We start from the raw sequence: 26,842 nt of genomic DNA, 5'->3' as shown, positions 1-26,842 counted from the left end.
GACCGCGGGCCTGTGAAACCTGATCCGGAACCGACCGGGGGCCACCGCTTCGGTGGGCGCGGGGGTATCCGGGACACGGGCCTCGGCCGTGTTCGGGCGGCGTGGAAAGCGACGGCGATTCGCTACGCTGGGTGCTCGGACGATCCCACACGGTCAGGTGAGTCTCTTGGTCGAACGTTTTCACCCGCTCGCCCCGCGCGAGCGGCAGGCACTCGTCGATCTGTTGACGTGGTTCGATTATTGCCTGGATACGAAGGATTTCGAGGGTTACGCCCGCTGCTTCACTGCCGAGGGTGTGTTGTCGTTGCCGTCGGGCGAGGTCCGCGCCCCCGACGTGGCGGAGTTCGTGCGTCGGGATCTGGGGCGCTTCGACCGCACCCACCACATGACCGGCAATCACATCTTCGAGACGGGGGACGACGGTGTCCGGCTGCGAGCCAACCTGCTCGCGGTCCACCGCCACGGCGCCGATCCCCGGGGGCACTGGGACGTGGGCGCGGTGTATCACTGCGTGTGCGAACACACCGACGACGGCTGGCGGTTCGCGCGCGTCGCGTTGGAGGTCGTCTGGGAGAACGGCCGGGCAGACCCCTCTTCCTGAAGCTCGGCTCCAACACGACCGGCCTTGCGGTTCGGTGACACCCGATTTCCGCGCGGGAGCGCGTTCCCGTGCCTGGGGCCGGGTGTCGTGCGGTTCCCGGTCGTCGCGGGTGGTAACGCGGGCGACGACAGGTTGACCCGCAGCAGTTCCTCCACGCCCGCTTCGACCAGGTCGCGGCGCTCGCGCAGCAGGTCCCAGGTGGCGCGGTGGGTGAGGAGGTGGACCAAGGCCATGGTGAGAAAGCCGGAGGTGGAGACGGTGCCGGCGCCGAACATGGTGACACCGACGGTGGCCGGCATCTCGTCGGTCACGTGCGCGTAGTCGGAGTCCTCGCGGGGTGGCGAGTTCGCCCATCAGGCCGGAGGTGGCGGGATCGTCCCCGAACCCCGCACATGCCGACCGACCGTGCTCGCATACCGCCAGGGTTTACCCGGTTCTCCTGCGCTCGTTGGATGCCGAGTGTGGGGCCGGGCGCCTAGCGTGCCGTGGTCGGGACCGTTCGCGTACAGGGTGGCGAACGACGTCCGGCGCCGAACGAGTGCGTGATTTCCTGGAGTTCAGTGTGTCCGAAGCGCAGCGTGACCTACCCGGCACGCCTCGACCCGTATCCGCCCCGCCGCCTCCCGCGGCTTCGCCCACCCCGGCGTTTCCGCCCTGTCCGCCTCCGGTCGGGCCGGGGGAGGTCGGTGCGCGGGAGCGTTCCGGCGTGTTTGCGGGTGGTCCGGTCGGATGGGTCGCACTGGTCGCGGCGGGCATCGTATCGACCGTGGTCGCCGCCTTGTTGATCAACGGCGCGGACGGGGGCGGCGGACACGATCGCAAAGCGTTCCAGGATCCCGCCGGAGCGGGACCGCCCGCGGCCGCGGAGCAACAGCCGATGTCGCCTTTCCCGTCGATCGACACCACGGGCCGGATGCCGTCGGAGAGCGCGAAGCCGGTGCGCACCGCCGACGTCCGGCCCTCGGCGCCGCCCGCGCCCGCGAAGGACGGCAGGTTCACGGCTCGACCCGACGACCCGACCACGTGGCCGGACGCATGCGACATCGTCACCGCCGCCGACGTCCGGGAGGTCTTTCCCGAAGTGCGCGGCGTCGAAGTCGTCGGCACCGCCGACGCCCGCGGATTCCTCAAGAGCAAGGGGCCCGCGCTGCGCAGTACGACCTGCAAGCTCACCCTGGACACACCTCGGGTGATCGACGCGTACAGCACGATCAGCCTGACCGTGGACATCGTGTCGATCGCCACCGGCGCCGAGATGACCCACGACTGGGACTTCACCGCCTCCGGCCCGCGCCGGCCCGCCGACTACCGGGAGCTGCCGCCGTCGGCAGGCGCGGATGCCGGCTACAGCGCGCAGGAAGGTGTGCAGTTCCGCAAGGACGAGTTCATCGTCCGGATCACCCCTCTGGGCCACCTGTCCACGCCGGACGGCTACCCCCAACGCGGCTGGGAGGCCGACCTGTTGCCCCGACTCGTCCCCAAGGCCACCGCCCGCCTGTGACCGACGGCGGGCAACGACGACGGAACGGCAACGGACCACCCATCGGACGCGACGTACGCCCAAGCGTCGGCAACCCGCCCGAAGTGCACGGAAACGACACCGAAGCGTCGCCCAGGGTCTACGCATGTGTGTCACACCGTGAAGCTCCGGCGATCGGGGAAGTCGGCGAGATGCGCGATATGGGAAGTCGGTCAGATGCAAGCGGATTTCGTGCGTTGAACGTGCCGATGGAGTGGCGTCGTCGCGAGGTCGGCGGTCGAGGTCGCATCCGCCTCAGGACCCGGTTGTTTCCCCTCCCATCCCCGCGGCCAGGGCCATGAGGACCGATGCGTTCCGGACGAACTGCATCGGGATGTCGACCCACGGCTGTCGGGCACCGCGCCGATGGATGCGCAGCCGGCCGTTCGACACCGCGATCCGGTCGACCTCGTGCCACCCGAGCCGACCCCTGTCGTGACCGATGCCGGCGGAATCGAGGCGGACCGCCAGGAAGTCGATCCGTTCCCCCGCCGTGAGCCGGCTGCGATCACGTGGCAGCCGGGTACGGGTGAACGCCTGATCCACCTCGGCGACGAATCGGGTGACGCCGCCCTCGAACGCATGGTTCACCACGATCTCGGTGCCCTCTTCGGAAACCACGTGGAGTGCGTGGGCGGTGAAGGAGGTCACCCACTTCTTCTCCTTGGTGGTGAACCGATGGATACCGACGATCTCGTCCCAGGAGTAGGGCTCCGGCACCCGTCCGGCGACCTCCCGCACGATGCCATGTTGGAAATGACCCACCCAGACCCGCGTCTGCCGTCCGCTCAGCAGAACGAAGACGTGCCAGGCCAGGGCGAACGCGCCGACCGCCACGATGAGCGCCGGCAGTCCGTAGTACCAACCACCCTGCTCACGCTGTTCCTTCACCGTGATCGAAGCACCCAACACAAGCAGAAACAGCCCGACGCAAGCCGGCAGCGTCACCAGGTAGGCCACCAGAAATCTCCCGGGCGCGGTCCATACCAACCCCCGGTGCGAGCCGAGTTCGAAGTCCTGCGCGACCGTGCGCATGGCAGGCGGAACAGGAGCGGTGACGCGAGCCGACACGGTCCCCCCAAAGGCAGACGGTGGAGGCCACTGTAGAGGGAGACACACCCGTGCGGAAAGGAGAGGGCGACCTGCGGCATCGACATCCCGACCGATGGCCAACTCCCTCGAAGTAGAAGCGAATCGGGTCGCCGGCGAGCAACGAAGCGGCCGTCCGGTCCGCGTCCCGAAGACGTCTCGTCCGGATCCATTCGGCGACGGTCGCGCGTGTGCCGCCACGGCGACGGAACGGAGCCTCGATGCCGCCGGCAGTGCCATCGCCGGCGACCCCGATTCCCCGGGGAAGGCGGGCCCCCGGGCGGGAACGTCACCGCGCTTCGGCCGGATTGCTTCCCGTATGGCGTGGGTGGGCGGAGAACCCTGACGGGTCGGGCGCACGCTCGCCCGGTTGTCGGCCCCTCGGATCTCCGATCGACGGCCGGCACGCGAATCGACCCGGACCCCGCCGTCCGTCGCGGGGACAACGACCGCTCGGCACACGCCAGTTCGTGAATGCTCCACCCGGCCCCGGTTCCGGGGCCGCTCGGATGCGCGGACGACACGAGGAAAACAGCGACAGCCGCCCTCGGCCGGCCGACGGGCAGGCCTGCGGATTAACCCTCGGCTCGGCCGCCGCGATGCGCCGGCGCTCCAACCATGACCGAGGGCGACTCGCGTCGCGCGGCGAGCCCTTCTGCGGGCGGTCGATCGGATGTGCGTGGGCGGACGAACACCGGGCAGGACCAGCGCGAGCCGGGGCGGTTGCCCGGGGGGCGGGCTCGGCGCTCCAGCCGGAATCGCAGAGCCGGATGACCTGCAGCACAGCCGGCACAGTCCGTCGATGTTCACGTGTCTGTCCTACCCGCAGCGTCGCCAGGCCGCCTGCTCGGAATGCGGATGCCGCCGGGACGAACAGCCCACGCAGTCGGCGTACTGCGGCTTCTCACCCCAGCCCGGACAGACCCGGCACTGCTCGACGGGCCAGGTCCGATGGCCCTACACGGCGTCGGTTCGGCGGCGGCGACCGCCGCGGGCCGCCCCGGCTTCAGCGCGGAGTCGGCCGCATCGGCCCACCCTAGGACCAGAATCCCCCGACGCCCACCCTCGCCTTCGGACGCACGGTCGTCCACGAACGATCGGCGGCGCAACGGCGGTACGAAGGCGGGAACCGTCCCGAGTTCACGAGGCCGTTGCCCCGGATCGGACCCGACACGGCCACCTTCCGTCGGCTCTTCCCCGACGGCACCGCGTTCCTGTGGGGAGCAACGCCCACCCTGGAGAAGAACAACGCGAAGGCGATCGCCCTCAGGACACGCGGCCCCGGCGACCCGGCGCTCTTCAGGACCCGCCGGGGATCGTGGCCGTAGGCGATACGGCACGGTGGCCGCCGTAGGCGCGTACCCCTGCCCATCGGCCGATCCGTGCGGAAGCCGTGTCCAGTTGCCATTCGGCCGCATTCCGCGCACGCGCTTTGCGATGCACGCGGGCATCCGAATGGTGACGGGTGCACAACAACGCTCAGGTCAGAGGCAGATGGCGCCGCCGGGGTTCGGGACGCCCTCGTGGCCGGGTTCGGGAACCCGCTCGTTGGGACACTTCGCCTTCGGCGGGTACGTGGCCATGGCAGGCGAGGCCGCGACGGTGGTCATCGCACCGACTGCGATCACCACCGCGCCCACGGAGGTCGCCCAGCGGGCGCGGGAACGGTGAGCGGAACGGAACATGCGGCAACCTCTGTCGGAAATCGCCGACTTCGGTCGTGCCACGTCGGCGCGGTCGGGAGTCGGCGGCCGACGGAATGGTGTCGAACCGCCGGCGCATTCGGCACAGCCGAGTATCGGTTCGCCCCTCGCGACCGTGACAGGTCAAGGTCTGCCCTCGCACGATGCGCCGTCGTGTGCTCCAGCCGAGGATGTTCGAACGTCGATCGGGTTCGCGGACCGGGTTTGCCTGCGCCCGCTGCGACTTCTATACGCCCAAGGCCTCCGGCAAGGGCCGACTCCTGGAGGCGAAGGACAATCTCCAGCGCATGCCGGCGAGTGTCCCGCTCAGCGACGAGGAACGCGCCGCCGTCGACGATGGCCGGGCCGCGCTCGACCAGCTGCCGGAACGGCTGGTCGACGTTCCCACGCCTGCTGGGATGACACCCCGCCACATCGGCGCTCCGGCAACGGCGATGCTCCTGCCGATCGTCGCCGTGAATCAAGGAGGGCCCGCCGAGTGCCGGTCCGCTATGCGAGCTCCACGCTGAGCTGGGCGCCCAACTCGCGGAAACCCAGCGCGAGCGCGACACGCCGGGAGGCCGGCACCCGGGCCCGCCACTGCGGAAGCAATCCGGCCGCCAACGCGTGCGCCACCGCCCCGGAACCCGTCGCGCGGGCAAGGCCCCGCCCCTGCCACGCAGGGGCGGTCAGTACGCTGACGTGGGCGGTCCGGCTCGGCCAGGACCGGTATCCGGCGGCGGCGACGACCCGGCCCCTCTCACGGATCACGAACGCGGGTGAGGTGATCTCGTTCAGCCCGGCCTCGTCCGAGTCGTCTGCACCCGCCAGGTTCTCCAGCTCCCGCAGATCAGGATGCTCTGCCGGCACCCGTTCGACCGTCGGCCCGCGGTCCGCCACAGGCCGGAACCCGTTGTCGGACGCGTATGCCAGCGCTGCGGGGCCGAGGACTCGGGCCACCGGCAGCACCCCGCGCACCGAATGAGCGTCGGCGAGGGCACCCACCGGAAGCTTCGCCAGCGCGTCGCGCACCGTCTTGGCGGTGTCCTCGCCGGGCGCGGTCACGATCGCCGAATTGCCCAGCACCACCACGCCCACCCAACCCGAGGGGCACATCCTCGACTCGGGTGACACCACCACGCGCACCCCTCCCGTCGACGCGAACGACACGGGCACCGACGCGAGTTCCTCCCACAGCCCACGGGCTCTGGCCAGCAAGGGATCCATCGACACGGCCCCGATCCTGCCGGCCCGAGTATCCGACGGTCCCACAAAATAAAGCGGACGACCTCTATCAAGACACCGAAACCATGCAAAACGCCCCATCGCTCCCCGAGGCCAGTCTCTCTCGACCCGGACCTGACCGCAGGTGTACCGGCCGTTCCGAGCCGGCGGCGCGGCGCCGACACATGGTTGTGAGCTGCACGGCGGGCAGCAGTCTCCTCGATGTCCGCGGTCGGAATCGGTAGGTGCCCGCCGGCAGGGTGCGGCTGGTGGCGTACGGGGTCAGTGCCAGGACGCCCACACCACGCATGAGTGTGTCGGGTCCGATGGTGAGCGGGCTGACGCCGTGGGCGGCGGCGATTCGCGGTGCCAGGTCGAAGGCGGCCGACTTCCATTCGTTCTCGGCGTCTTGCTCTTCTTCGGCCGCGTCCCAGTAGGGCGCGAGTCCCGGTTCCTCGCGGCGGAGGCGTTCCAGCGGCAGGGGTTCGCCGAGAGTCAGCAGCTCGTCGTCGCCCTCGCCGGTCTCGCAGTACCGGCGCACGGCGACGCCGTCCTCGGCGACAAACCAGGCCGAACCGTCGCCCTGGGCCCCGTAGTAGTACGCCTGTGCCTGGCCGTAGCGGGAGCTGGCTCGCACAGACGCAGGACCTCGTCGCAAGGCAACCACGGCGGCCGGCCAAAGGTCATCGACGAGGACATGCTGACGTTCGCCCAGGCTCTGAAGGACAAGGGCGTCCCCGTCCCGGACATCGCCAAGAAGCTCACCATCGGCCTCGACGTCCCGCTCGTAGTCGGCAACTTGGATCGGGGCCTACCCGCCGCGCTGTTCGGCGCGGGCCCGACCGAGGAGGGGGCGGCGGCGCTGTCCGCCCACATGCGCGCCGCCCGGACGGCGTTCGCCACACACGGCGACCCGGAATGGCCGGCGTACGAGTCGGAGCGGCGCCGGACGTGGATCTTCGCCGCCCGGCCGACGGTGGACCGCCATCCGGAGGAGGCGTCCCGCCGGATCTGGGCGGGGCAGCCGCTGTCGGCGTTGACGCTGGTGGAGGGGTAGGAGGCGGTCGTTGCCGTCGGGCTCGGGCTCGCCGGCGGTGGTGCGCTGGTGCGGTGGGGGTCAGCGCGAGGCGCGGCGTCGGCGTAGGACCACGACCGCTGCGATGGCGCCGATGGCCAGGGCCGCGATGCCGACCCTGGCGGCGATCTTCGCGGTGTCGCCTCCGCCGTCGGCCGTGCTGCCCGGGGAGGGTGAGGCCCCGGACGGTCGGGCGGATCCGGCGGGCGGTGCCGAGGACGGGGTGCGCGGCGCCGCGCCCGGACCGGTGGCCGCCGACGGATCGGGGCCGGTGTCGGTTTCCGGGTTCGGCGTCGATCCGTCGACGGGGACGACCGTCAGGTCGCAGGGCGGGGTCCTCGTTTGCCAGGTCCACTCGCCGGCGACGATATGCGCCCAGTAAACCACCAGGACGCCACCCGGCGGGAACTTCGCCTCCGCGTCGAACGCCAGGCGTACGTCGATGGTGAGCGTCGCGCCGCTCGCCAGGTGCCATGGGGTGGACCGCGTGCCGGGGCCGGGAGGAATGTCGTCCGGTTTCGGGATCAGGACCTCGAAGCCTTCGGATACCAAGGGCATCGGGAGCCAGTCCCCGGTCTCCGGACTGCGGTATTCCAGCGTCGCGTGGCGGGCCGGCTCCTTGCCGGAGGCCCAGTCCGTGACCTCGACATAGTGCACGAAGGGGAGTTCGCGCGGCGTGTCGTTGGTGATCGACACCTTGAAGGTCCGGGCCTCGCCGCCGGCGGTGAACTCGTCCGGAAGCCCGACGACTTCGGAGGTCGGGGGGAACGCGCACACCCGTTCCGGTTCGGCCGAGGCCACCGGTGTCCCGACGATCCACGCGCAGCAGGTCACGATGGCGACGACGGTCGCGGGGAGCAGGCGGTGCAGGCGGTACAGGCGCATGGGCGGTCTTTCTGCGTGGCGTGCACCGAGGTGTACCACGCAACCGACGGCCCCGGAAAGCGCGGCCGGCGCGGGCCGGCGACCGGATCGGGCCGACCGGATCGGAACGGGCGAGATTGGAGCAAATTCGACCGAAATCGACCGAGCCTTCTTTTCGAGGGACGAATCGGTCGGTGCCATCGTCAGTCCGGAGTCGGTGAGCAGCCAGTCCTCCAGTCGCCGCCCGAGCTGCTGGTCGACGTCCTTCCACGATGCCGCCGCGCGCGCCATGGTGCTGAGGATGTCGTGCATCCGAGCGGGCTCTCGGTACCCGTTGTCGGACCATGTGGTCTTCGCGTTCGATGTGAACGCGAGCGCCCCTCGGGACTCGGCTTCCCAGAGGCCCCAGCACCGGGGGAGAAGTCCCGGGCGGTCGACGCGCACACGTGGGGGAGCGGACCGCACACATCGGACTCCGGTTCCGCTTCCGCCGAATGCACTCCTTGCATCGCCAATGTGTTCGCTTCCACATGGGTCGAACATGCGACTTCGGCTTCGAGGTCGGCGTGTTCCTCGAACTGTTCGACCGCCTCGACGCGGCCGGACCGAGCCGGCGGGTGTACTGCGACCCGCCGTGCCACGCGGCGCTGACCGGGGTGATCCACGCCGCGCGGCTTCGCCCGAAGTTCGCCACCCGCTTCCTGTCGACGGCCCGGTTCTTCGAGGACGCCCGGACCGGACGGCTACCGGCGTACTCGTTCATCGAGCCGCAGATCATCGGGCACGCGCACAACGACATGCACCCCCCCGGCGGGCGTCCTCTTCGAGGCGGCGGCCGAGCAGAAGGGCGTCACCGACCCCGGCACGATCTCGTTGGACATGCCCTCGTCGCTGATCGCGGGCGTGGTGTCGGTCCGGTGTCGGGGTCGGGCGCTATGGTGCCCGGTCGTGGACGCCACCGATCTCGACTTCCGGGCCCGGACGCGGTCCGGTCGCATTCCGCCGGGCCCCGCGGTTCGGCGCCGGGCAGGGGAGGGACGCAAACGGGCGCGCCGACGAAGTCCCCCAGCCCTCCCAGGTGGTCACCGACCGCGGCCTCGCCCGAGTGCCCGCCTCCGTGGCGGGGCACCCTGCCCCGCCGCCGGCGCCGCCGGACACACGTGCCGTCTTCGCCGTCCCCGCCACAGGTATCGAGGAACGGGGTGCGCCGGCTGGAGGGTTCACCACGGGCGGGTATGGGACGGCGCGGTCGGCGGTGTCGCCGGTGCACGCGCCGATCGCGACGAGCGCGCGTGTGTCCGGCGTCGTACGCCAACGCGCCGGTCAGCGCGGCGGTGTCTGCCGTGTGGGCGAGTGTCTCGGAGGGGACGGCGACGCGCCCGTTGGCGTGCAGGCGTCGCCAGTGGTCGCGTTCACGATCCAGGAGGTAGTGCGCGGGTGCTGTTGGTGGCGCGGCCGGTCGGTCGTCGCGCCACCGCTGCAGTGGCAGGCCGGACCGCGGGTCACCCGCCGGCCGGCCGGCGCGGGCTCGACGGTGGCGGTCAGGCCGAAGACGGCCCGCCCGGCTCCTGTGTGTCGCCAGTGTCGTCGGCCGGATCAGCGGGCAGCTCCGGCCCCGTGGTCGCGTCGCTGCTTGGCGAACACTGACCGGTTCGCCGGCCCGGCACCGCCGATGGCGTGCCGAGATCGGCGTTCCGCGCCGTCGCCTCGCGGTCGCGGGCAGCGAGCCCGCGCGCCGGGTCGAACACCGCCTTCAACGGCCAGGACGGAGGCGGCGCGGGCGGCCCGCCAGGGCATGGGACGCGTATTCGGGTGCGGCGTCCCGGTTCGATGCCGCAGGCTTGGGGCCGTGGGATCAGGCTGCCGTGGAGCAGGTGGTCGCCGACCACACACCGGGCCTGTACGGGCCGGTCCTGTCGAGGTGACGTGGTCCCGAGCGGGGCCGGGAAGGCGAACGGGTTCCCCGGGGCAGGTTCGCTTGCCATTCTTGACGCACGTGCGCGGAGTGGGTGCCGAGGGGGATGGGTGGCGAACGTGCGTTCTTTCGTGAGCGGTTACTGGCCGCTCGCAATCGTTCCTGTCGTGGCGGTGGCGCTCGACGCGGTCCTCGCCTGGCGCGGTCAGGCATGGAGTCTCGCGGACTGGGCGTCGAGCGTGGTGCTCGGCGCCCTGGTCACCGTCACCGTCGGCATTCTGCTCGCCCGCCGCCAGAGCCTGATCCAGGAAGCACTGGCCGACCTCGAACTCGTCGAGAAGGTCGCCGTGTTGTCCGCGCGGATCCCGCATCTGCGCAGCCGCTCGTCCTCGGGCGAGATCGTGCGCGTCTGCTACGACGCCCGGGCGGGCATGGCCCTGTTGCCGCTGGCCCGGAGCACTATGCAAACGGAGTACCTGGAAACCGTCGGCGCCGTCCTCGACGAGATCGAGCGCCGCCTCGCCACATCGCTGGACCTCCACGCCACGTGGACCGCGGACGAATGGGACCGCTTCCACGACGTCGTATCGCGTCTGGCCGAAGCCGCGCGGGTGGCCGCGCGGCGATCCGCGATAGTGCGCGCGCACCGGACCGCCACGATCGACCCCGTGACCCGCCGCCTGGCCGCCTTCACGGGTACCCGGGTGCCCTTCGAGGTGTTTCGCCATCACTACACGCGCGGTCGGGATCGGATCCGTGTCCGGCTCGACTGGGATCGATTCGCCCGCCTCGTCGGCGCACCCGGCGGAGGGGTACGGATCGAGCGCGTGCAGACGGTGATCGAGCCTCGCGACCTGGCCGCCCTGGCTTCCTACCGCTCGCCCTGGTACCACGACCCGGCGTTCCCGTCGCGGGGAGAGGTCGACCACGACGATCCCGGCGCCCACCCGATCCGGCACGAGCAGGCGGCCCAGGACCGGACACTCGTGGCGCCCGGACGCGATGCCCGCATCACCGCGGTCGAGGACTGGTATTCCGCCCGGGCCATCAGCGGCCCCATCCACCTCACGCTCGCGACCTGGGCCGTCGCCCCCGATCGTATCCTCGTCCTGGACGGCAACCACCGTCTCGCCGCGGTGGCACGGCTCGTCGGCGACGGATGTCCCGCCACGATCACCGAGTTCCGCATCACCGGCGCCGCCGCCGTACTCCCTCCCTTGGTCCCGGACCTGGCCCACCACCTCACCGGACCGATCCCCTGAGTCTGCGGAGTCTCGGGACGAGCGGGTCGTAGCCACTCGTGCGGCCTCTGGAGGAGCGTTCCGTCGCCCGTTTCGGTTGCTCCGTCCCGGCTGTTTTGAAAGGTCTTGTCGATCCATCATGTGTTGACCATCGGGTTTGCAGAAACCGAGATTTTGGATCCCGAACGTGTGGCCTGGGTTTCGCTCTCTTGCTCGACGTGGTCTGGCCTGTGGCCTGTGGGTTTGCAGAACCTGGGACGGATGCTCGGTTCCGTTGGGAAAATCGCGCGTTCGGGGCCGGGCGCGCGTCGCGGGAGTCGAAAATCGTCGGTGTGGGCATGCGCGTGGGTGGGATCGACACAGGGTTTCCTTCGAACGAGGTGGAGGGGCAGAGTGGTTCCTCCGAACGCCTGGAGTGGTGCGCGCAAGATCACCACGGACGTCGGGACGACCGCCGTATCCGTGGAGGGGGCGGTCGACGCCGTCGATGGGCTTCATGGGGAGGTCATGGCGGCTGCGGTTTCGAGGAGTTCGTGCGTCGTACCGGGGAAGTCCGGCAGCAGGTTCACTGCGGCGACCCACGCGTCGGTGTGTTCGCCGAGGTGCCGGGCGGTCGGCTCGGTGAGTGCGGCGGACGCTTCCGCGCACAGGACCGGTCCGCCGGTCAGCAGCACGGCCAGGGCGTACGCGGCGGGGGCACCGTGGGCGACGTAGTCTGCGGCCGGCAGGCGGCCGGCTCTGAGCGCGTCGAGCACGCGTGGTGCGGACGCCGAGGAGGTGCGCAGCAGTTCGTCCGGCCCTGCCCGGTCGGCGGGGTCCGCGGGCTCGGCACGGCCGGAGGTCAGCTTCCGGTCGCGCCAATCCACGGGGAGCAACCGCGGTGGACACCCGGGTTCCCGGGCGAGGAGGAACGCGAAGTTCCGTCGGGCCGACAGAGGAAGCCTCTCGGACAGGACGTCCCAGTCGAGTTCGTCGTCGCGGGGAGCGATCAGGAGTGAGTGCGCGCCCGCATTGGAGAGGTTCGCGTTCGCCAGTTGGTCCGCCAGGTACTCGGTGCTGCCCAGCCGGGCGAGCGCGTGGGCGAGGCACCCCGGATCGGTGGGATTCTCGAACGCCGAGCGCACTTCGAGCGGGACGTTCTCGCGCGGCGGCCGCCGTCGCACGTCGGTGAGGATGCCGACGATATCGCGTACCGCATCCGGGCCGGACAGCCGCAGCAACTGCTGGTAGCCGCGGAGGATCGCCGCGAGCGCGCCCGGCGACCGGGTGTAGGGCGCCAGGTACGTCAGCGCGGCCACGACCGTCCCCCGGTCGTCGGACTCGACCAACGGGTAGAGCCGGTACTCGATGTGCCCGGCCTGCCAACCGGCGCGCTCCTGCGGGCCGGGGAGCAGGCTTGCGGGAGGCAGCATCGTCCGTACGCGGCGCTGGAGGCCGCGCGTTGTGGAAGGGGACCGGTAGACGGCGGCCGTGACTTCGGGATCGCCTTGGTCGAGGAGCCGCTCGCGGACGTCCGTGCCGACCGAGGGACAGGCGACGATCCGCAGGTGTTGCCGGTGCGTCCCGTGCGCGACGACGCGGGCGACGAACGGGGCCGTGAGCGGTGACCCGCCGAGCAGCGTATCCATGGCGTCCGGGGCGAGCCGGGACAGGACGTCCGCCGCGACGGCCGGTGACAGCTGCCCGAGCAGGAGGACCGCACCCGAAGGGATCACACACGCAACGCAAGCAGACCACGCCTCGACCTGTCCAGCCCGACCCGACCCGCTGACACCAACTCCGCCGAAGCACTGGCAGAACCTCGCCGTTCCCACTGACGTTGTCTCTGCCTTCGACAACAGCGCTACCACCGGCACCACGGGCCCTGTCGACCGCCGCGAAAGTGACAGCACTTCTCGCCACGACCAAATGTCAGTGACGAACGGGACGGTGCCGGTGGTCGAAGTCAGACGGCTCGGTCGGGGGGCCGGTTCCGGGACGAATGGCTCAGCTGCGGGGATCGGTGTCCCGTACGCGTCCAGCGTCGGCCCCACGTCGAACTCGGGCCCGTCGTCCGGCGCGTCGTACGGGTCGACCCGGCGCGGGATCCACCCCCGGCGCGCACCGGCCGCGCGGCGCACCCGATCGGGCCGTCGCGCCGCGACCGCCCGGCCCTCGGCCGCGGTCGCCGGCTGTGGGCGGACCGGGTCCTGACGGTCCTGGCCACCCGCCCCGACGCGGAGGGCTCAGCCGGTGTGCCGGACCGGCTGGTGCGGTCCTCGGACCGCGCTGTCCGGATCGCGTTGGACGGGCTCGACGACGGCGATGTGGCCCAGCTCGCACGTGGGTTGATCGAGGCGCGGTTGGCTCCGGCCCTGGTCCGGCGGCTGCACGCCTACACCCGCGGGCACCCCCTCTACCTCCGCACGGTGTTGGCCGAGGTTCCCGTCGACACGCTCCGCGACGAGGCGTTCGAGCGGTGGCCGGTGCCCCGCTCGCTCCAGGTCGGGATCCGCGCCCAGGTCGACCGCCTCCCTCGCGAATCCGTGGAACTGCTGGAGGCGATGGCGGTGCTGGGCACGCGGGTTCCGCTCGCGACAGCCGCCCGACTCGCCGCACTCGGAGGATCCGGCCCGCGCACTCGGCCCCGCGCCGGCGGTCGGACTCGCGCAGTGGTGGCCGGCCGAACCGCAGAGCCCCGTCGAGCTGGTCCACGCCCTGCAGCGCGATGCCGTGTACGACGCGATAGGCCCCGAGCGTCGCCGCACGCTGCACGTGAGTGCCGCGGCCCTGGTCGGTACGGCTGCGGCGTGGACGCACCGGGTCGCGGCGGCGACCGGCGCGGATCCGCAGCTTGCCGACGAACTCGAGCAGTCCGGGACGCACGAAGCGTCGAACGGCCGGAACGCCTTGGCGGCGACGCGCCTGCTGTGGGCGTCCGCCCTGTCCGAGCATCGAGACGACCGCGAACGGCGGCGGCGGCGGGCACCCCCTGGGCGCTGGGCCTGCCGGCCCGCTGCCGCGCGCTGATGGCCGACGACGACCACGCCGAGGCGCTGTACCTCGAATCCGTGGAGTTGCTCGGCCGGACGAGGGTGGCGACCGAACTGGCGCGGTCGCGTCTGCTGTACGGCGAGTGGCTGCGTCGGTGCAGGCGGCGCGGCGCGGCGCGTGCCGAACTGCGCACGGCGTACGAGATGTTCGCGGGGATGGGTGCGGCGGGGTTCGCCGAGCGTGCCCGCGTTGAACTGGTGGCCACCGGTGAGCACGCCAGGAAGCGGGATGCCCAGGGCGGGCTCGGCCTGACCCCGCAGGAGCGCCGGGTCGCGGAGCCGGCGGTCGGCGGGGCCACGGACGCATGAGGGGCCCGGGCGCGGCATCTCCCGGCACTGTGGCGGGCCGGGAGATGCCGCCGCAGGACCCGGAACGTCCGTGAGGTCACCGGCCGCAGTTCAGGAAGGCCGGCAGGATGCCGGTGAGCTCGGCGGGGTGTTCCTCGTAGATAGTGATACGGATGCGTCACAAAGTGGTGACGAGACCGCCGTCGATGGTGAAGTCGGACCCGGTGATGTTCGCGGCACGGTCACCGGCCAAGTACACGACCAGGTCGGCGACTTCCTCCGGCCGGGTGAAGCGGCCGGTGGCGGCGTCGGCAGCGGCCTGCCTGGCCACGTCGTCGGCGGTGCCGCCCGCTGCCCGGGCCACCGTGGCCGCGACGCCGGACCGGCCGATCCACAGCGCGGTGGCGACAGGGCCGGGGCTGACGGTGTTCACGCGGATACCGCGCGGGCCGATCTCCTTCGACAGCGCTTTGCAGAAGTTGGACAGTGCCGCCTTGGCCGCGCCGTAGTCGATGACCAGCGGGTCGGGCAGGAAGGCGTTGACGGAGCTGACGGTGACGATGCTTCCGGCGCCCCGGTCGAGGAGGATCGGCAGGGCCGCTCGCGTCGTGCGGACCGCCGCCAGGAAGTTGACGCTCAGCGTCGCGTCCCAGTCGTCGTCGGTCACGGTGAGGAAGCCCCCGGTGCGCGGCCGGACCGCGCCGACGTTGTTGACCAGGATGTCCAGTCCGCCGAACGTGGCGGTGGCTGCGGCGATCAGTTCGGCCGGTCCCGTGGGTTCGGCGAGGTCGACCGCCACTGCGACGACCCGGCCGTCGGCGGTGAGCTCCCCGAGTTCGGCGGTGACTTCGCGGGATCCGGCCACCACCCGAGCGCCTTCGTCGACCAAGGCGCGGGTGATGGCCAGCCCGATGCCGCGGCCGGCTCCGGTCACGACCGCCGTCCTGCCGGCGATTCCGAGTTCCATGTCGTGCTCCTTCGACGGGGGACGCCCGGTTACAGGGAGTGCGAGCGTAGCCAGGCCAACGCCGTGTCGGCGACTTCGCGCCAGCCGCTGTCGATGGTCAGGGAGTGGCCCTTGTCGGGGAAGTCGGTGATGTCGGTGACGGCTTCCGAGTGCCGATACTGCTTGAGCGTCGCGCGGGTGACGGACTCCGGGACGGTGTGGTCCTTGCCGCCGGTCATCAGCAGCAGGGGTCCGCGGTGGGCGTTGCCGGTGGCTACCTTGGCCGGCGAGTGGGGGTTGAAGTTGGCGGCTGCGGCTTCGTACAGGGGCTTGCCGGGCGCCGGAATGGCCCAGCGCTCGAACAACGCGTCGGATTCCTGCGCGGACACGGCGTTGCCGAACGCGAAGCGGAACTGTGCGGCGGTGAGGGACACCGCGCGGTGACGGTTCGCCGGGTTCTTGAACACCGGCAGGGTGGACCGTAGCGCCGACAGCGGCAGCGGCAGGACTCCCTTGATCTGGGCGGCGTCGATGGCGACGGCCGCGGCGGCCAAGTCCTGCCCGAGGAGTTTCTGGGCGATCATGCCGCCGAAGGAGTGGCCGACCAGGATCGGCGGCCGGTCCAGTCCGCGGATGATGCCGGCGTAGTGCTCGACGACGTCGTCGATGCCGTGGTCGGCGATGCTCTCCGGGTTCGCGCGCGCCTCGGCCACGGTGTCGGGGTCGCCGGGCCAGCCGGGCGCGGCCGGCGCGTAGCCCTCGGCGCGGAACAACTCGGTCCAGGGGTCCCAGGACGAGGCGTGCAGCCACAGGCCGTGGATGAACAGGACCGGTGTGGGGGTCAGCATCGCGGGTTCTCCGTTTTCGGGTGTGGGAGGGGCGGGGCGGACGGCCGGGTCACGGGTGGGTGCCGAACGGGCCGAGTATGCCCGCGTCGATCCGGAAGGACTCGACCAAGGTGCCGGCGTTGTCCAGCGTGAATACGTCCGCGGCGGCCAGGACTCCGGTGTACTTCGCGACGACCGGCGCGGCGGCGGCCGCCGCGACCGCGTCCAGGTAGGTCTTGAAGACCGCCCAGGAGTTGCCGGCCGGGCCGTACTTCGCGAAGTACGGGGCCGGGTCCAGGCTCATCGCCGCCCGTGTGGAGGCTTCCAGGTCGGCCATGTAGGCCAGTTGGAGTTCTCCGTCGGCGCGTTGCCCGAGCCGGCCGAGGTGGCCGCCGACCAGCGTCCGCCACGGGTAGGCCATCGCGATGTGCTGCGCGCGCAGCCAGGCCGGGATGTCCTGGGAGACGGCGAGCTGCTTGAACGGCACCCAGCCCGGATACAGGACGTCGACCACCATCAGCGTCCGGTGGTCCGGGGCGTGGATGAAGATGTTGTCCGGTGAGTGGTTCGGGCCGTGGTAGGCCAGTTCCAGGCGCTCGCCGCCCACCTGGAGCGGGTAGCGGTCCTCGAACGTGATGGTCGGGGCGGGGCGGTTGGGGTCGTTCGCGCGGAGTAGGAAGCGCCGGCAGTCGCTGTGCCCGATGCGGACCACGTCCTTGCCGAGGATCGACGAGGCTCCGGCGTGGTCGGCGTGGGAGTGCGAGTAGACCAGGTGGGTGACCTTGGCCGGACGGCCGTTGGCCCGGGTGACCTCGGCGATCGCCCGCAGCAGGTTGTGGCCGATGGTCGGCGGCGCGTCGACCAGGACGACGCCTTCCCGCGTGCTGAGGAACATGGCCTGGTAGTTGCCGTCCGTGACCCAGTACAGGTGTCCGTCGATACGGCCGATGAAGTAGCCCGCGCCGTTCAGCGCCGGACCCTGCGCGGCGGCCGGCACCGGTGCGAAGTCGGGGAGGTCGGGCCCGGACGCGGCCTGCGCCGTGCCCGCGAGCGCGCCGGTGGCGAGAGCCGTGGCGGGGATCGCCCCCGCGGCGGTCGCCGCGCGCAGGAAGGTCCGTCGGTCCGCCAGGGGCGACCCGGGTTTCGCGGTCATGGTCTGGCCTTTCGGGATCGGTCCGGCACAGGGGTCGGTCGGGTGGATCGGGCCCAGGACACCACCCGGCCGGCCGCGCTCGCACCGTGGAAAGACCCCAGTCCCGTTGCCCGACGGGGCCGCCGCAGGGCTGGGGTTTTTCCCCCGGGCGGGAGCCGACAGGGCGGCTGCGCGCGGACGCACAGTTCGTCCTGGTCGGACACTCCTACGACGGCGCGGTCATCGGCCAGGCCGCCGCCAACCCCAACGGCAAGCGTCTACATCGCTTTTACCGTCGGGGCCGGTGCAGTACGGGCCCGCGACCATGCCTGCCCCGCAGGACGCGAAGGACCGCCGAGCGCGGGCACGCGCTTGTGGTCGATCCTCCGGAGGCGGGCGGTGTCACGGAGCGGGTGCCTTCGGCGCGGCCGTGATTGAGATGGCGGACCAGCAGGTTGGCACTGCCGGTATAGCCCGGTTCCCTGATCTCGTGCAGGAGGTGCGTGACGGGAACAGCGGGGTTGTCGGACCGGCGACCGCGTGGCGCTTGACGGTGTTCAGGGTCCGGAAGAAATAGAGCACCTCAGTTTGATCAACGGAGCGGCGACCGCTTCCGGGGAGAGCCCCGCGGTCGCATCCACCTCACTACCTCATGCCGAGTTCGATGAGCAGCCGCATCCGCGCCTCCCGCAGCGAACTCCGCCGATACGTAACGAGAGCGGCCACGACGTCCGTGTCTTCCTCGAGCCCTACGCCGAGGATTTCTGGCTGAGGCCCGGCGAGGCCCCCACCGTCGTGGCCTCCGACGGCGAGATCGACGTCGCCGCCGGCCTGCTCGCCCACCGATCCGGTGCCGGCATCCCCCAGGCAATCCTCACCGGCGCGGGCGCCGCAGCCACCGGCTCGGCCGTCTACCTCCATCTCCAGGCCGGGCGCCATGCGCCGAGGTGTGGCAGGGCAGGCGGGACCCTAGGCTCGTGGCAGGACAAAATGAGGGGTTCGCCTCGGGCCCCGAGCCCGGATGGGGAGTGCGCCATGTCGACCGCCAGGGACCTGCTGATCACGGCATTGGACGTGCAGCCCAGCCGCCCTGTCGAGCGTGGCGGGTTGTCGCTCGCGCTGGCCGGGGCCGAGCTGATCGACCTCCTGGCCGCCGAGGCGATCAAGCTGGACGAGGACCGCATCAGGCCCGGGCCGAGGAGCATCTTGTCCGACCCGCTCCTCGACCAGGCCGACGAGGCACTGGTACGCGAGGCGCCGTACGAATCGGTTGAGGAGTGGCTGTGGCGCCGCGGACGCGACCTGGCCGCCACGTACGCGGCGGCCATCACCGACGAAGGGCTGCTGGCTCCGGAGGGGAAACGGATGCTCTTCGGGCATGGCGGGGCGCCGGAACTGGCCGACTCCCCGGAACGCAGCGCGGCCGCCGCGCGCTGGGCGGCGGACGAGCCCGTCCTCGCCACCCTCGGCGCCGCCGCCGGGATCCGCCACGAGGCCCCCGGAAACGGACAGTCAGCCGACCCCGCGGTGGTGACCGTACTCGCCGCGGTCGACGACGCGACCGTGGAGCTGGAGGCGGTGCGCCAGCGCCGCGGCATCGAGCAGGCGGCGTTCGACAACATCTGGCGGGGCTTCTAAGCCGACAACCGGTCAGCCGATCGGTTCGCGCGTCAGAGGCTTCGCGTGGGTGAGCGTGAGCGTCGTCCGGCGTGCATCCTCGAGGTCAGCCCGCCGCGCCGGACGCGACGATCCTGCCCCGGACGACTACGCCCTGCAGGTCGCGGCGGTGGAGCGGCATCGGGCGGTGATCGCCGGACGGGACGTCTACCACGGCCCCTACGCCAGGGTCGCGGCGCTCGCGCACAGTCCGGGCCGCATGCGCCGGCTGGAGCACTCGAACCCGGGGGTGGCCGTCACGGGTGGCCCACGGTTACCTCTCGGCGTGCGGGGCGTCGGCCGACCTCACCCAGGCCGGTGTCATCGCGCTCGCCGACGAGTTGACCCGCGCCTCCTCCACCGCGGCGAGCGTCGCGACGGTCCTGAAATCCTGGGACACCACCGACTGAGTCCTCGTCCCTGGGCGGCCGTGCCCTCGGCGATGTCGGCGCGAGTGTCGGGGCCGCCCGTGCGAGAAGACGGTGGGCGCCCGGCGAACACCGCAGCCCGACGGACTCCGACACCGAGGGAGGCCGACAGACCGATGGATCCGACGCGCGGCCCTGCGGTTTCGGTGGGCGGTGTTCGGCGAGCCTGTCACGGAGGGGGTGGGTCGGTCTGCGGTGTCCCCGTACCACCGCCCGGAACTTTCGGGTCTATGGATGACCGAAGTAGCGATCCCACCAGGTGGCCGGCCGCCGCTCGTCCGTCCGCAACGGCGCGGGTCCGTCGTAGCGGGTGTGCAGCAGTTTTTCCGACACCACCACATACCCGATGTCGCTCAGGGCGCGTTCCACGGTGGAGAGGTCCCCGACGTCCAGCGCGCCTTCCTCGCGCGCGTCGTCCGTCCCCAGATACGCGCCGGGGTTCTCCGCCGCCACCATGGCAAGCGAGCCGAAGTTGCTCACGGACACGACGATTCGCTCACCACACACCGTCGCCTCGCCCGGGACGACGACACAGGCGTACTCGACGGTGTTCCGTCCGTAGCGCTCCGCCGGGCAACGGGTCGCGAACTCGCCCTCCAACCGGGACACCAGCCGGTCGAGCATGACCGAGATCCTCCCCTCGTCGTACTCTCGCGGGCCCGTCAGGTGATCCGCGTCGTCGAGCCGACGCAGGAGCGCGATCACAGCCGATTGGTGGTGGCATTGGTGCATCTCACGGGGGTGAGGGGTTCGGCGCCTCGGAGGGCGTGGGCGATGGTCGGAGCGGTCAGTGATCGGGCGAAGGGCAGGAAGTCTTCCTCCACGGGGGTGGGACGCTTCGGGCCGATGCCGGTGAGGGTGACGATCCACCGGTCGTTCCGCCGAGTCCGGCGAGTCCGGCGAGCACGACTGTGTTCAGCGGCGCAGGGTGGTCTCCCGCCCGACGCGCGACAGCTTTTCGGGGTTTCGCACGAAGTACAGGCCGGTGATCAGGCCGTCCTCGGTCCGCACGGTCACGACACCGTCCATCGCCTCGCCGGTCCGGATGATCAGCGCCGGGTGGCCGTTGACCTGGACCGACTGCGCCGACGCGGAGCCTGCGATCCTTCCCAGCCCCACCGTGAGCAGCTCGGAGACCGGGTCGACACCCACGACGGGTGACAGCGCGGCCGGAACGACCCCGCCGCCGTCGCTCAGGAAGACGACGTCGGGGGCGAGCAGGTCGAGCAAACTCTGCAGATTTCCCGTTTCGACGGCCTGTTGGAAGGCGAGCAGGGCCACGCGGTTCTCGGCTGGGGAAACGGCCGCGCGCGGTCGGCGCGCGGCGACGTGGTTCCGTGCCCGGTGGGCGATCTGCCGGACGGTGACCCGGTTCTTGCCGACAGCCTCGGCGATCTCGTCGTAGTCCAGGTCGAACACCTCCCGCAGCACGAACACCGCGCGCTCGGTCGGCGTCAGCGTCTCCAGCACCAGCAGCATCGCCATCGAGACGCCCTCGGCCAGTTCGATGTCCTCGGCGACGTCGGGAGCGGTCAGCAGCGGCTCCGGCAGCCAGGGGCCGACGTAGGTCTCCCTGCGCCGGCGCAGCGAACGCAGCCGGCCCAGCGCCTGGCGGGTGGCGATCCGGACCAGATACGCGCGGGGTTCCCGCACGATCCCCGGGTCGACGTCCACCCACCGCATCCAGGTCTCCTGCAGGACGTCCTCGGCATCGGCAGCCGAGCCGAGCATCTCGTAGGCCACCGTGAAAAGGAGGTTGCGGTGGGCGACGAAAATCTCGGTGGCGCGATCCACGCTGTCCCCTTCGGCGCCCGGCCGGGTGGTCTCTTCGGTTCGGTCACTGCGCTCGCTCATCACCGGCTCCTGTCCGTTCCTCTTCGTGGTGCCACGCACGAGATGCCGGTCGTGCCCTCGGCGTGACATCCGATCTCGGTGACGTACGCCACATCGCCGCGGCGTCACGCGGCGCGGGTGGCCGGCATCTCCTGTACGACTTCGCCCGACGACGTGCAAGGAGCACACCATGACCGCTCGACTGAATCTGTTCGGGAACCCGACCGCGACCGCGGCCAGGGCCGCCGCCCACTTCGGTGCGGCGAGCAGGACGATCCTGCAGGATTCGAGCCTGCCCGCCCCGACCCGGACGCTGGTGCTGCTGCGCGCCAGCCAGATCAACGCTGACGCCTACGCGACCGACGTGTGGACCAAGAACGCCGCGGCCGCCGGAGAGAGCGCGGTCCGCGTCAACCTGGTTGCCGCCTGGCGCGAGTCCACGGTTTTCACCGACGCCGAACGCGCGGCGCTGGAACTGACCGAGCAGGGCACCCGGATCGCCGACGCGGCCGGCGGCGTCGACGACGAGGTCTGGAACCGAGTACGCGAGCACTACGACGACGATCAATCGGCCGATCTGGTGATGCTCGTCGCCCTCATGAACGCGACCAACCGCATGTCGGTCATCGTCCGCCGGCCCGGCGGAGACTACGAGCCCGTCGGCCTCGGTTAGCCGACGGTCGGCGTCCCCGATCCGCAATACCTCGCGCGCAGGCCCCGCGCGAGACCCGAACCCACAAGTGAGGACACAACGATGGAACCCCGATTCGACCTGATGGCCAACGACCTCGGCGCCAAGATCGCCAAGCGGATCTACAACGTCGCCCTGGCGATCGTCGACTCGCCGCTTCCCCGGACCACCCAGGACCTGGTGATGCTGCGCGCCAGCCAGATCAACGGCTGCGGCTTCTGCGTCGACTACCACACCAAGGACGCCGCGGCCGCCGGAGAGAGTGCGGTCCGCGTCAACCTGGTCGCCGCCTGGCGCGAGTCCACGGTCTTCACCGACGCCGAACGCGCGGCGCTGGAACTGACCGAGCAGGGCACCCGGATCGCCGACGCCCACCCCGGCGTGTCGGACGAGACCTGGAGCCGCGTACGCGAGCACTACACCGACGACCAGATCGCCGCACTCGTCTCCCTGATCGCCATGATCAACGCCAACAACCGGCTCAACGTGATCATCCGCAACCCCGGAGGTTCCTACCGGCCCGGTCAGTTCGCCGACATGGCCAACTGACCGGCGCGTCCACTGCCGCCCGGCGCCCGCACGTCGCTGCCGCCGGCGCTGGGCGGGCCGTGGCCCCGAACAAGCGCAGGCCCTCCGTCCACCGCCGGATGCGGGGCGCCGGCTCGAAACGTCGCTCGACCGGCCAGGACACGAGGAATCCGACGTCGAGCCGTCGTCCCCGGCGTCGGTGGGCCGGGGCTACGCGGGTGCGAAACGGCCACCAGGGCATGCCTGCTCGCCCGGGCGGCGACCGTCGACGGAGGCCGTGGCCGCGTCGGCCTCCGTGCCGGGTACGGAATGGCGGCCTCGCCGGATTTCACGCGGTACATCGCGCCGTCGGCCCGGGGCCCTCGGACGTCCGACCTACCCGGCGAGCGATGAAGACCCTCCCGAGGGACTTGAGGGCTGCCCTGGGATCCGCGAAGTGGGCAGGGCGGCCCGGTCGTTCTCAGGGGATGTCGACCGGCTCGTCCGCGCCGTGGCCGTCCGACCCTCCGGCGGACGGCGCCCCTCCGTCCGCCGCATCGGTCGGCCCTCCTCGTCCGCCTCGCCACCCGGTCCGCGGGGCCGTGAGCGATCGCTGCGCGACCACCGTGCCCAGCACACGTTCCATCGGGAAGTAGCCCGCCTGGCGGGAGTCGTAGCTGTTCAGTGGGTTGTCACCGAGAAGCACGAGCCGGCCGGCCGGAACTCGACAGCCCGGCGTGTGATCCAGCATGGGGACGCGGTCGAACGGGGCCGGGTCACCCGGGACCGCCGCCACGCGCTTGATGATCCACCGCCGCGCCCCCACCGTGCGGGCGGACGCGGTACGGGTCACCGGAGGCAGCGGCCAGAGCACGCCCGGCACGGGGCGCTCCAGCACCACCACCCGCCCCACCGCGACCCGTCCGCCGCGGTGGACGAGTACGCGGGCGCCGTCCCGGTACACCGGCGCCATGCTGTCGCCGCGCACGGTGACCCGGACCACCGCATACCGCACCGCGGCCACGGCCGCCAGCCCGAGCACGCCGCCGCACGCCGCGAGCCGATACCGAAGGCGCATCACCGCCGGCCCGCCTCTTCGATCGGCGCGTAGCCGGACGCCTGAAGCGCGAACAGGCGCGCGTACTCGCCGTCCGCCGCCAACAGGGTCGCGTGGTCGCCGCGTTCGACGACCCGTCCCGCCGCCAGCACCACGATCGTCGCGGCATCCCGGACCGAACCGAGCCGGTGCGAGATCAGCAGGCTGGTCCGGCCGCGCCGGTGGGTGCGCAATGCCTCGTGGATCTCCGCCTCGGCCTCGGCGTCGAGCCCGGAGGCCGGCTCGTCGAGGATCATCAGGTCCCGCTCGTCGCGCATGAACGCGCGGGCCAGCGCCAGCCGTTGCCACTGGCCGCCGGAGAGCACGACGCCGGCGGCCGGGTCGCCGTCCGTGGACGTACCGGCGAATCGGCGGGACAGAAGCGTGTCGTATCCCCCGGGCAGCGTCGACAGTCGGTCGTGGATGCCTGCGCGCCGCGCCGCCCTGCGGATACGATCGACGTCGTCGAAGCCGGCCACATCGCCCAGTCCGACGTTCTCGGCCGCGGTCATGTCGTACGCCATGTAGTCCTGGAACGCCGCCCCGATCCGGTCGCGCAGCCGGACCGGGTCGACGTCGCGCAGGTCGACGCCGTCCCAGAGGATCGCACCGCGGGTCGGGTCGTAGAACCGGCACAGCAGCTTGACCAGGGAGGACTTGCCCGAACCGTTCAGGCCCACGAGCGCCAGTTCCGTTCCGTGCCGCAGCCGGAAGCTGACCCCACGCAGCACCCACGGGTGTTCGTCCGAGTAGCGGAACCACACGTCCCGGAACTCGATGCCTTCGCGCAGTTCGGGGAGTGCGACAGCGGGCGTGGCGACCGGGAGGTCCGGCTCGCAGTGGACCACGTCCAGGTAGTGCTCGAACAACATCAGCGCCTCGTGCGAACCCGCGACACAGCCCGCGACCGTGGCCAGTGCGGCCTGGACACCCGACACCGCCGCGATGAAGATCGCGATGTCGCCCACCGAGAGCCGACCGGACTGCGCCGCAACGACGGCCCACATCACCCCGCCGCCGGACACCACCGCGGCGAGCAACGCCAACCCGGACTGGACAACCGTGTCCCGTCGCTCCAGCTTCGCCCGGGCCGCGTCGGCGGTGCGGCGGTCGGCGAGCATCCGACCCCGCAGGAGGGTACCGATGCCGAACAGCCGCACCTCCTTGGCGGCTTCGACGGTCGACAACAGTTGGCTGTAGAAGATCTCCCGTCGTTCCGTGGGCCCGAGGTCCCATTGCAGGCGGGCCCGCCGGCGGGACAGGATCAGTTCGGCGACCAGCGCAGGCACCCCGGCCACCAGCACCAACCCGGTCATGGTCGCACTGAGCACGAATAGGGAACCCAGGAACCCGGTGACGGTGAGTGCGGCCTGGGCCAGTCCCAGCATTCCGCTGAGTACCTGGCCGGGGCCGACGGCGCTCGCCTGCTGCGCCAACCGCAGCCGGTCGAGGAAGGCGGGGCTCTCGAACCGGCCCAGGCCCACGAACGCGTTGACCGCGGTGAACAACCGATCCTGCGTCGCCTGGCCCACCGCGCGCTCCAGTTGCGCGCGCAGGTATTGGTTCGTGTGCGTGGTCACCGCGATCGTCACCCCGACGCCCGCGAGTCCGGCCGCCAGGCCGACGAGCGCGGCCTTCGAGGTGGCGCCGTCGGTCAGACCGTCCAAGGCGAGCTTGGTCAGCCAGGCCGCCGCCACCGGGAGCGCGCCCATCGCGAGCGTCAGCAGCACATGGCCGGCGAAGACGGCCGGTGCCGCCCGGGCCGCCAGCGCGAGTGCCGCCGCCGCGTGGCGAGGCAGGCGCGCGGCACCCGCCAGGCGGGAGGCCCTCGGCTTCCTCGTGATGGGCTTGCCCGCCCGTCCCGGTTCGGGAGAGCGGAACGGGGTCCCGGTCACCCGGTCAGGCTGGTCAGCCGGACGAGCTCAACGTCGTCGTCCACGACGACGAGCCGCCCGGCGGCGTCGCGTTCGGCCCGCAGCACGCTCGGGAAGGCCCGGATCCCGAGCGCGGTGCCCAACGCGCCGCCGGAGTCCTCGACGACCACCTGCGCCACCGGACCCAGTTCGGCCGCGAACCTCGCCGCCGCCTCCGCGTCGCCGACCACGGTCGCGATCACCGAGGAGCGACCGCCGGGTTCGCGGCGCGCGTACTCGACGAAGCGAGGGAGTTTGTCCCGACAGGGCTCGCAGGTCGGGGAGAAGAACCCGAACAGGATCGGCCCCGGCAGCAGGTCGCGGATCAACGGCTTCCCGGCTGTGGTCGAGGTGTCGAACTCTCCGACCTCCGCGCCCACTTCGAGGCGGACCGGGTCTCCCTGCACGGTAGCGAGGATTTCCGTGTGTTCGCGCAGGCGTTTGACGACTCCGAGGGTGAAGACCAGGTTCAGCGCGCACAGGGCGCCGACGAGGGTCACCACGGCGATCAGGACGGGCATGACGGCTCCTTGGCTCATGAGTGATCGCGCGGATCGACCGCGCGTCCCGGTCGGGCCGGCGATCCGCGGCGCGCGGTCGCGGCGGCCCGTGCGGAGGCGGGCAACGGACGGAAGAGGTCGAGAAGATGGTCGAGTCGGGTGACCACGACCCCGGCGCACAGCCCGGCGAACACGGCGACCGCCACGCCGCCGGGCCGGCCTGCCGGTACGGACGGTACGGCGGGCACCGCGGCGCCCGCGACGGCGCAGAGCACGACGTTGCGCACGATGTGCGCGGTGCCCAGTGGCGAGGTGCCGGCGCCGAAGCAACGGCAAGGGGCGGTGTTTCCCCGGCGCAGCGCCGCCGCGATGCCCGCGGTGAAGGCCGCCAGCAGGGCACCGGCGACCAGGAAGCCGCCGGTCGAGGCGTTGCGCGAAGGGAGGACCAACAGAACACACACGGCCGCTTCGCCGGCGACCACCGTTCGGGCCACCGGGTCGGCGAGGCGGGCGGACAGCACTCCCAGGGACCGGACGGAGGCGACGAAGGCGACGAACGCGGCGCGTCCGCTGATTTTGCCGGCGAGCGACACCAGGAACACCACCCCCAGCAGTGCACGAGCTCCCACCACCAGGTAGACCATCGAACCGCCTCCGGACGGACACACGGGGTATCGGGACGAAGCCGTGGGGGGGGGCAAACCCCCCCCCCCCGCGGGGTGGCGGCGGGGCGGACGCCCGGCCCAATCAGTTTGCCGAACCCCCGGGGCCGAGAGCGCCGCC

Annotated in this window: 28 protein-coding genes; 12 read left to right on the top strand and 16 right to left on the bottom strand. The window is 71.6% G+C overall.

Translation table 11 applies throughout. From position 1 onward, the window contains the following. Positions 1–157: 157 nt before the first annotated feature. Together ACWGR4_RS33600 and ACWGR4_RS33595 are read left to right on the top strand one after the other, a co-directional pair. Complete coding sequence (locus ACWGR4_RS33600) at positions 158–601, top strand: nuclear transport factor 2 family protein (protein ID WP_452131347.1); 444 nt, start codon at positions 158–160, stop codon at positions 599–601. Between the two features lie 877 nt (positions 602–1,478). Further along, on the top strand, positions 1,479–2,102 hold the full coding sequence (locus ACWGR4_RS33595; protein ID WP_452131346.1) for a hypothetical protein: 624 nt from the start codon (positions 1,479–1,481) through the stop codon (positions 2,100–2,102). Positions 2,103–2,375: 273 nt separating this feature from the next. Here ACWGR4_RS33595 and ACWGR4_RS33590 read toward each other — a convergent pair whose 3' ends face one another. Beyond that, the gene (locus tag ACWGR4_RS33590) at positions 2,376–3,155 is read right to left on the bottom strand and encodes a DUF6585 family protein (protein WP_452131345.1); all 780 of its coding nucleotides are present in this window, start codon (positions 3,153–3,155) and stop codon (positions 2,376–2,378) included. A gap of 1,205 nt (positions 3,156–4,360) precedes the next feature. Between ACWGR4_RS33590 and ACWGR4_RS33585 the strand changes: the two genes are divergently transcribed. Continuing rightward, entirely contained in the window at positions 4,361–4,537 is a 177-nt protein-coding gene (locus ACWGR4_RS33585) for a hypothetical protein (protein ID WP_452131344.1), read from the top strand. Positions 4,538–4,693: 156 nt separating this feature from the next. On the opposite strand, the gene ACWGR4_RS33580 is transcribed toward ACWGR4_RS33585, so the two are convergent. Beyond that, on the bottom strand, positions 4,694–4,894 hold the full coding sequence (locus tag ACWGR4_RS33580; protein WP_380004769.1) for a hypothetical protein: 201 nt from the start codon (positions 4,892–4,894) through the stop codon (positions 4,694–4,696). A 161-nt stretch (positions 4,895–5,055) separates the two neighbouring features. Here ACWGR4_RS33580 and ACWGR4_RS33575 point away from each other — a divergent pair, with 161 nt between their 5' ends. Continuing rightward, complete coding sequence (locus tag ACWGR4_RS33575) at positions 5,056–5,421, top strand: hypothetical protein (RefSeq protein WP_452131343.1); 366 nt, start codon at positions 5,056–5,058, stop codon at positions 5,419–5,421. On the opposite strand, the gene ACWGR4_RS33570 is transcribed toward ACWGR4_RS33575, so the two are convergent. Together ACWGR4_RS33570 and ACWGR4_RS33565 are read right to left on the bottom strand one after the other, a co-directional pair. Next, positions 5,402–6,124 (bottom strand): GNAT family N-acetyltransferase, encoded by a 723-nt coding sequence (locus tag ACWGR4_RS33570; protein WP_452131342.1) that lies wholly within the window; start codon positions 6,122–6,124, stop codon positions 5,402–5,404. The two genes, ACWGR4_RS33575 and ACWGR4_RS33570, sit on opposite strands and share 20 nt — an antisense overlap. A gap of 61 nt (positions 6,125–6,185) precedes the next feature. Further along, complete coding sequence (locus ACWGR4_RS33565; RefSeq protein WP_452131341.1) at positions 6,186–6,752, bottom strand: hypothetical protein; 567 nt, start codon at positions 6,750–6,752, stop codon at positions 6,186–6,188. A gap of 60 nt (positions 6,753–6,812) precedes the next feature. Between ACWGR4_RS33565 and ACWGR4_RS33560 the strand changes: the two genes are divergently transcribed. Continuing rightward, a complete protein-coding gene (locus ACWGR4_RS33560) occupies positions 6,813–7,172 on the top strand; it encodes a hypothetical protein (RefSeq protein ID WP_452131340.1) in 360 nt (119 codons plus the stop codon). A gap of 60 nt (positions 7,173–7,232) precedes the next feature. Here the strand turns inward: ACWGR4_RS33560 and ACWGR4_RS33555 are convergent, their stop codons facing one another. Continuing rightward, positions 7,233–8,075, bottom strand: a complete 843-nt coding sequence (locus tag ACWGR4_RS33555; protein WP_452131339.1) for a hypothetical protein — start codon at positions 8,073–8,075, stop codon at positions 7,233–7,235. A gap of 2,061 nt (positions 8,076–10,136) precedes the next feature. On the opposite strand from ACWGR4_RS33555, the gene ACWGR4_RS33550 reads away from it, so the two are divergent. Then, complete coding sequence (locus tag ACWGR4_RS33550) at positions 10,137–11,231, top strand: hypothetical protein (RefSeq protein WP_452131338.1); 1,095 nt, start codon at positions 10,137–10,139, stop codon at positions 11,229–11,231. 473 nt (positions 11,232–11,704) lie between these two features. On the opposite strand, the gene ACWGR4_RS33545 is transcribed toward ACWGR4_RS33550, so the two are convergent. Further along, positions 11,705–12,925, bottom strand: coding sequence for a hypothetical protein (locus ACWGR4_RS33545; protein ID WP_452131337.1), 1,221 nt, complete (start codon positions 12,923–12,925; stop codon positions 11,705–11,707). A gap of 997 nt (positions 12,926–13,922) precedes the next feature. Here ACWGR4_RS33545 and ACWGR4_RS33540 point away from each other — a divergent pair. Together ACWGR4_RS33540 and ACWGR4_RS33535 are read left to right on the top strand one after the other, a co-directional pair. Next, positions 13,923–14,219: a hypothetical protein gene (locus ACWGR4_RS33540; protein WP_452131336.1), complete on the top strand. Its 297-nt coding sequence runs from the start codon at positions 13,923–13,925 to the stop codon at positions 14,217–14,219. Beyond that, a complete protein-coding gene (locus ACWGR4_RS33535) occupies positions 14,219–14,551 on the top strand; it encodes a hypothetical protein (protein WP_452131335.1) in 333 nt (110 codons plus the stop codon). The genes ACWGR4_RS33540 and ACWGR4_RS33535 overlap by 1 nt, the downstream gene beginning before the upstream one ends. A gap of 157 nt (positions 14,552–14,708) precedes the next feature. Here ACWGR4_RS33535 and ACWGR4_RS33530 read toward each other — a convergent pair whose 3' ends face one another. The 4 genes from ACWGR4_RS33530 to ACWGR4_RS33515 all read right to left on the bottom strand — a co-directional run bounded on the left by ACWGR4_RS33530 (position 14,709) and on the right by ACWGR4_RS33515 (position 18,374). Beyond that, entirely contained in the window at positions 14,709–15,497 is a 789-nt protein-coding gene (locus ACWGR4_RS33530; RefSeq protein WP_380004741.1) for an SDR family NAD(P)-dependent oxidoreductase, read from the bottom strand. Between the two features lie 29 nt (positions 15,498–15,526). Beyond that, entirely contained in the window at positions 15,527–16,324 is a 798-nt protein-coding gene (locus ACWGR4_RS33525; RefSeq protein ID WP_452133735.1) for an alpha/beta hydrolase, read from the bottom strand. Between the two features lie 49 nt (positions 16,325–16,373). Continuing rightward, complete coding sequence (locus tag ACWGR4_RS33520; RefSeq protein WP_452133734.1) at positions 16,374–17,456, bottom strand: MBL fold metallo-hydrolase; 1,083 nt, start codon at positions 17,454–17,456, stop codon at positions 16,374–16,376. A 624-nt stretch (positions 17,457–18,080) separates the two neighbouring features. Further along, a complete protein-coding gene (locus ACWGR4_RS33515; RefSeq protein ID WP_452133733.1) occupies positions 18,081–18,374 on the bottom strand; it encodes a hypothetical protein in 294 nt (97 codons plus the stop codon). A 96-nt stretch (positions 18,375–18,470) separates the two neighbouring features. Between ACWGR4_RS33515 and ACWGR4_RS33510 the strand changes: the two genes are divergently transcribed. Together ACWGR4_RS33510 and ACWGR4_RS33505 are read left to right on the top strand one after the other, a co-directional pair. Continuing rightward, the gene (locus tag ACWGR4_RS33510; RefSeq protein WP_380004734.1) at positions 18,471–19,073 is read left to right on the top strand and encodes a GOLPH3/VPS74 family protein; all 603 of its coding nucleotides are present in this window, start codon (positions 18,471–18,473) and stop codon (positions 19,071–19,073) included. A 281-nt stretch (positions 19,074–19,354) separates the two neighbouring features. Then, the gene (locus ACWGR4_RS33505; RefSeq protein ID WP_452133732.1) at positions 19,355–19,501 is read left to right on the top strand and encodes a hypothetical protein; all 147 of its coding nucleotides are present in this window, start codon (positions 19,355–19,357) and stop codon (positions 19,499–19,501) included. 246 nt (positions 19,502–19,747) lie between these two features. Here the strand turns inward: ACWGR4_RS33505 and ACWGR4_RS33500 are convergent, their stop codons facing one another. Both ACWGR4_RS33500 and ACWGR4_RS33495 read right to left on the bottom strand, forming a co-directional pair. Continuing rightward, the gene (locus ACWGR4_RS33500) at positions 19,748–20,224 is read right to left on the bottom strand and encodes a hypothetical protein (protein ID WP_452133731.1); all 477 of its coding nucleotides are present in this window, start codon (positions 20,222–20,224) and stop codon (positions 19,748–19,750) included. Positions 20,225–20,434: 210 nt separating this feature from the next. Beyond that, positions 20,435–21,373, bottom strand: coding sequence for an RNA polymerase sigma-70 factor (locus ACWGR4_RS33495; protein ID WP_452133730.1), 939 nt, complete (start codon positions 21,371–21,373; stop codon positions 20,435–20,437). Between the two features lie 169 nt (positions 21,374–21,542). Between ACWGR4_RS33495 and ACWGR4_RS33490 the strand changes: the two genes are divergently transcribed. Both ACWGR4_RS33490 and ACWGR4_RS33485 read left to right on the top strand, forming a co-directional pair. After that, positions 21,543–22,025, top strand: coding sequence for a carboxymuconolactone decarboxylase family protein (locus tag ACWGR4_RS33490; RefSeq protein ID WP_452133729.1), 483 nt, complete (start codon positions 21,543–21,545; stop codon positions 22,023–22,025). An 81-nt stretch (positions 22,026–22,106) separates the two neighbouring features. After that, positions 22,107–22,592, top strand: coding sequence for a carboxymuconolactone decarboxylase family protein (locus ACWGR4_RS33485; RefSeq protein WP_452133728.1), 486 nt, complete (start codon positions 22,107–22,109; stop codon positions 22,590–22,592). Between the two features lie 439 nt (positions 22,593–23,031). Here the strand turns inward: ACWGR4_RS33485 and ACWGR4_RS33480 are convergent, their stop codons facing one another. Genes ACWGR4_RS33480 through ACWGR4_RS33465 form a run of 4 tightly spaced genes read right to left on the bottom strand, consistent with a single transcriptional unit; the run spans position 23,032 to position 26,691 of the window. Then, positions 23,032–23,628, bottom strand: coding sequence for a S26 family signal peptidase (locus tag ACWGR4_RS33480; RefSeq protein ID WP_452133736.1), 597 nt, complete (start codon positions 23,626–23,628; stop codon positions 23,032–23,034). Further along, positions 23,628–25,541, bottom strand: coding sequence for an ABC transporter ATP-binding protein (locus ACWGR4_RS33475; RefSeq protein ID WP_452133727.1), 1,914 nt, complete (start codon positions 25,539–25,541; stop codon positions 23,628–23,630). Before ACWGR4_RS33475 ends, ACWGR4_RS33480 begins: the two co-directional genes overlap by 1 nt. After that, complete coding sequence (locus ACWGR4_RS33470; protein WP_452133726.1) at positions 25,538–26,080, bottom strand: TlpA family protein disulfide reductase; 543 nt, start codon at positions 26,078–26,080, stop codon at positions 25,538–25,540. The genes ACWGR4_RS33475 and ACWGR4_RS33470 overlap by 4 nt, the downstream gene beginning before the upstream one ends. Positions 26,081–26,094: 14 nt before the next feature. Further along, on the bottom strand, positions 26,095–26,691 hold the full coding sequence (locus tag ACWGR4_RS33465; protein ID WP_452134289.1) for a MauE/DoxX family redox-associated membrane protein: 597 nt from the start codon (positions 26,689–26,691) through the stop codon (positions 26,095–26,097). Positions 26,692–26,842 lie beyond the last annotated feature (151 nt).

The organism is Embleya sp. NPDC055664 (assembly GCF_053618075.1).
Note: the sequence above shows the minus strand (reverse complement) of the source record. Positions and strands in the feature narration are given on the sequence as shown.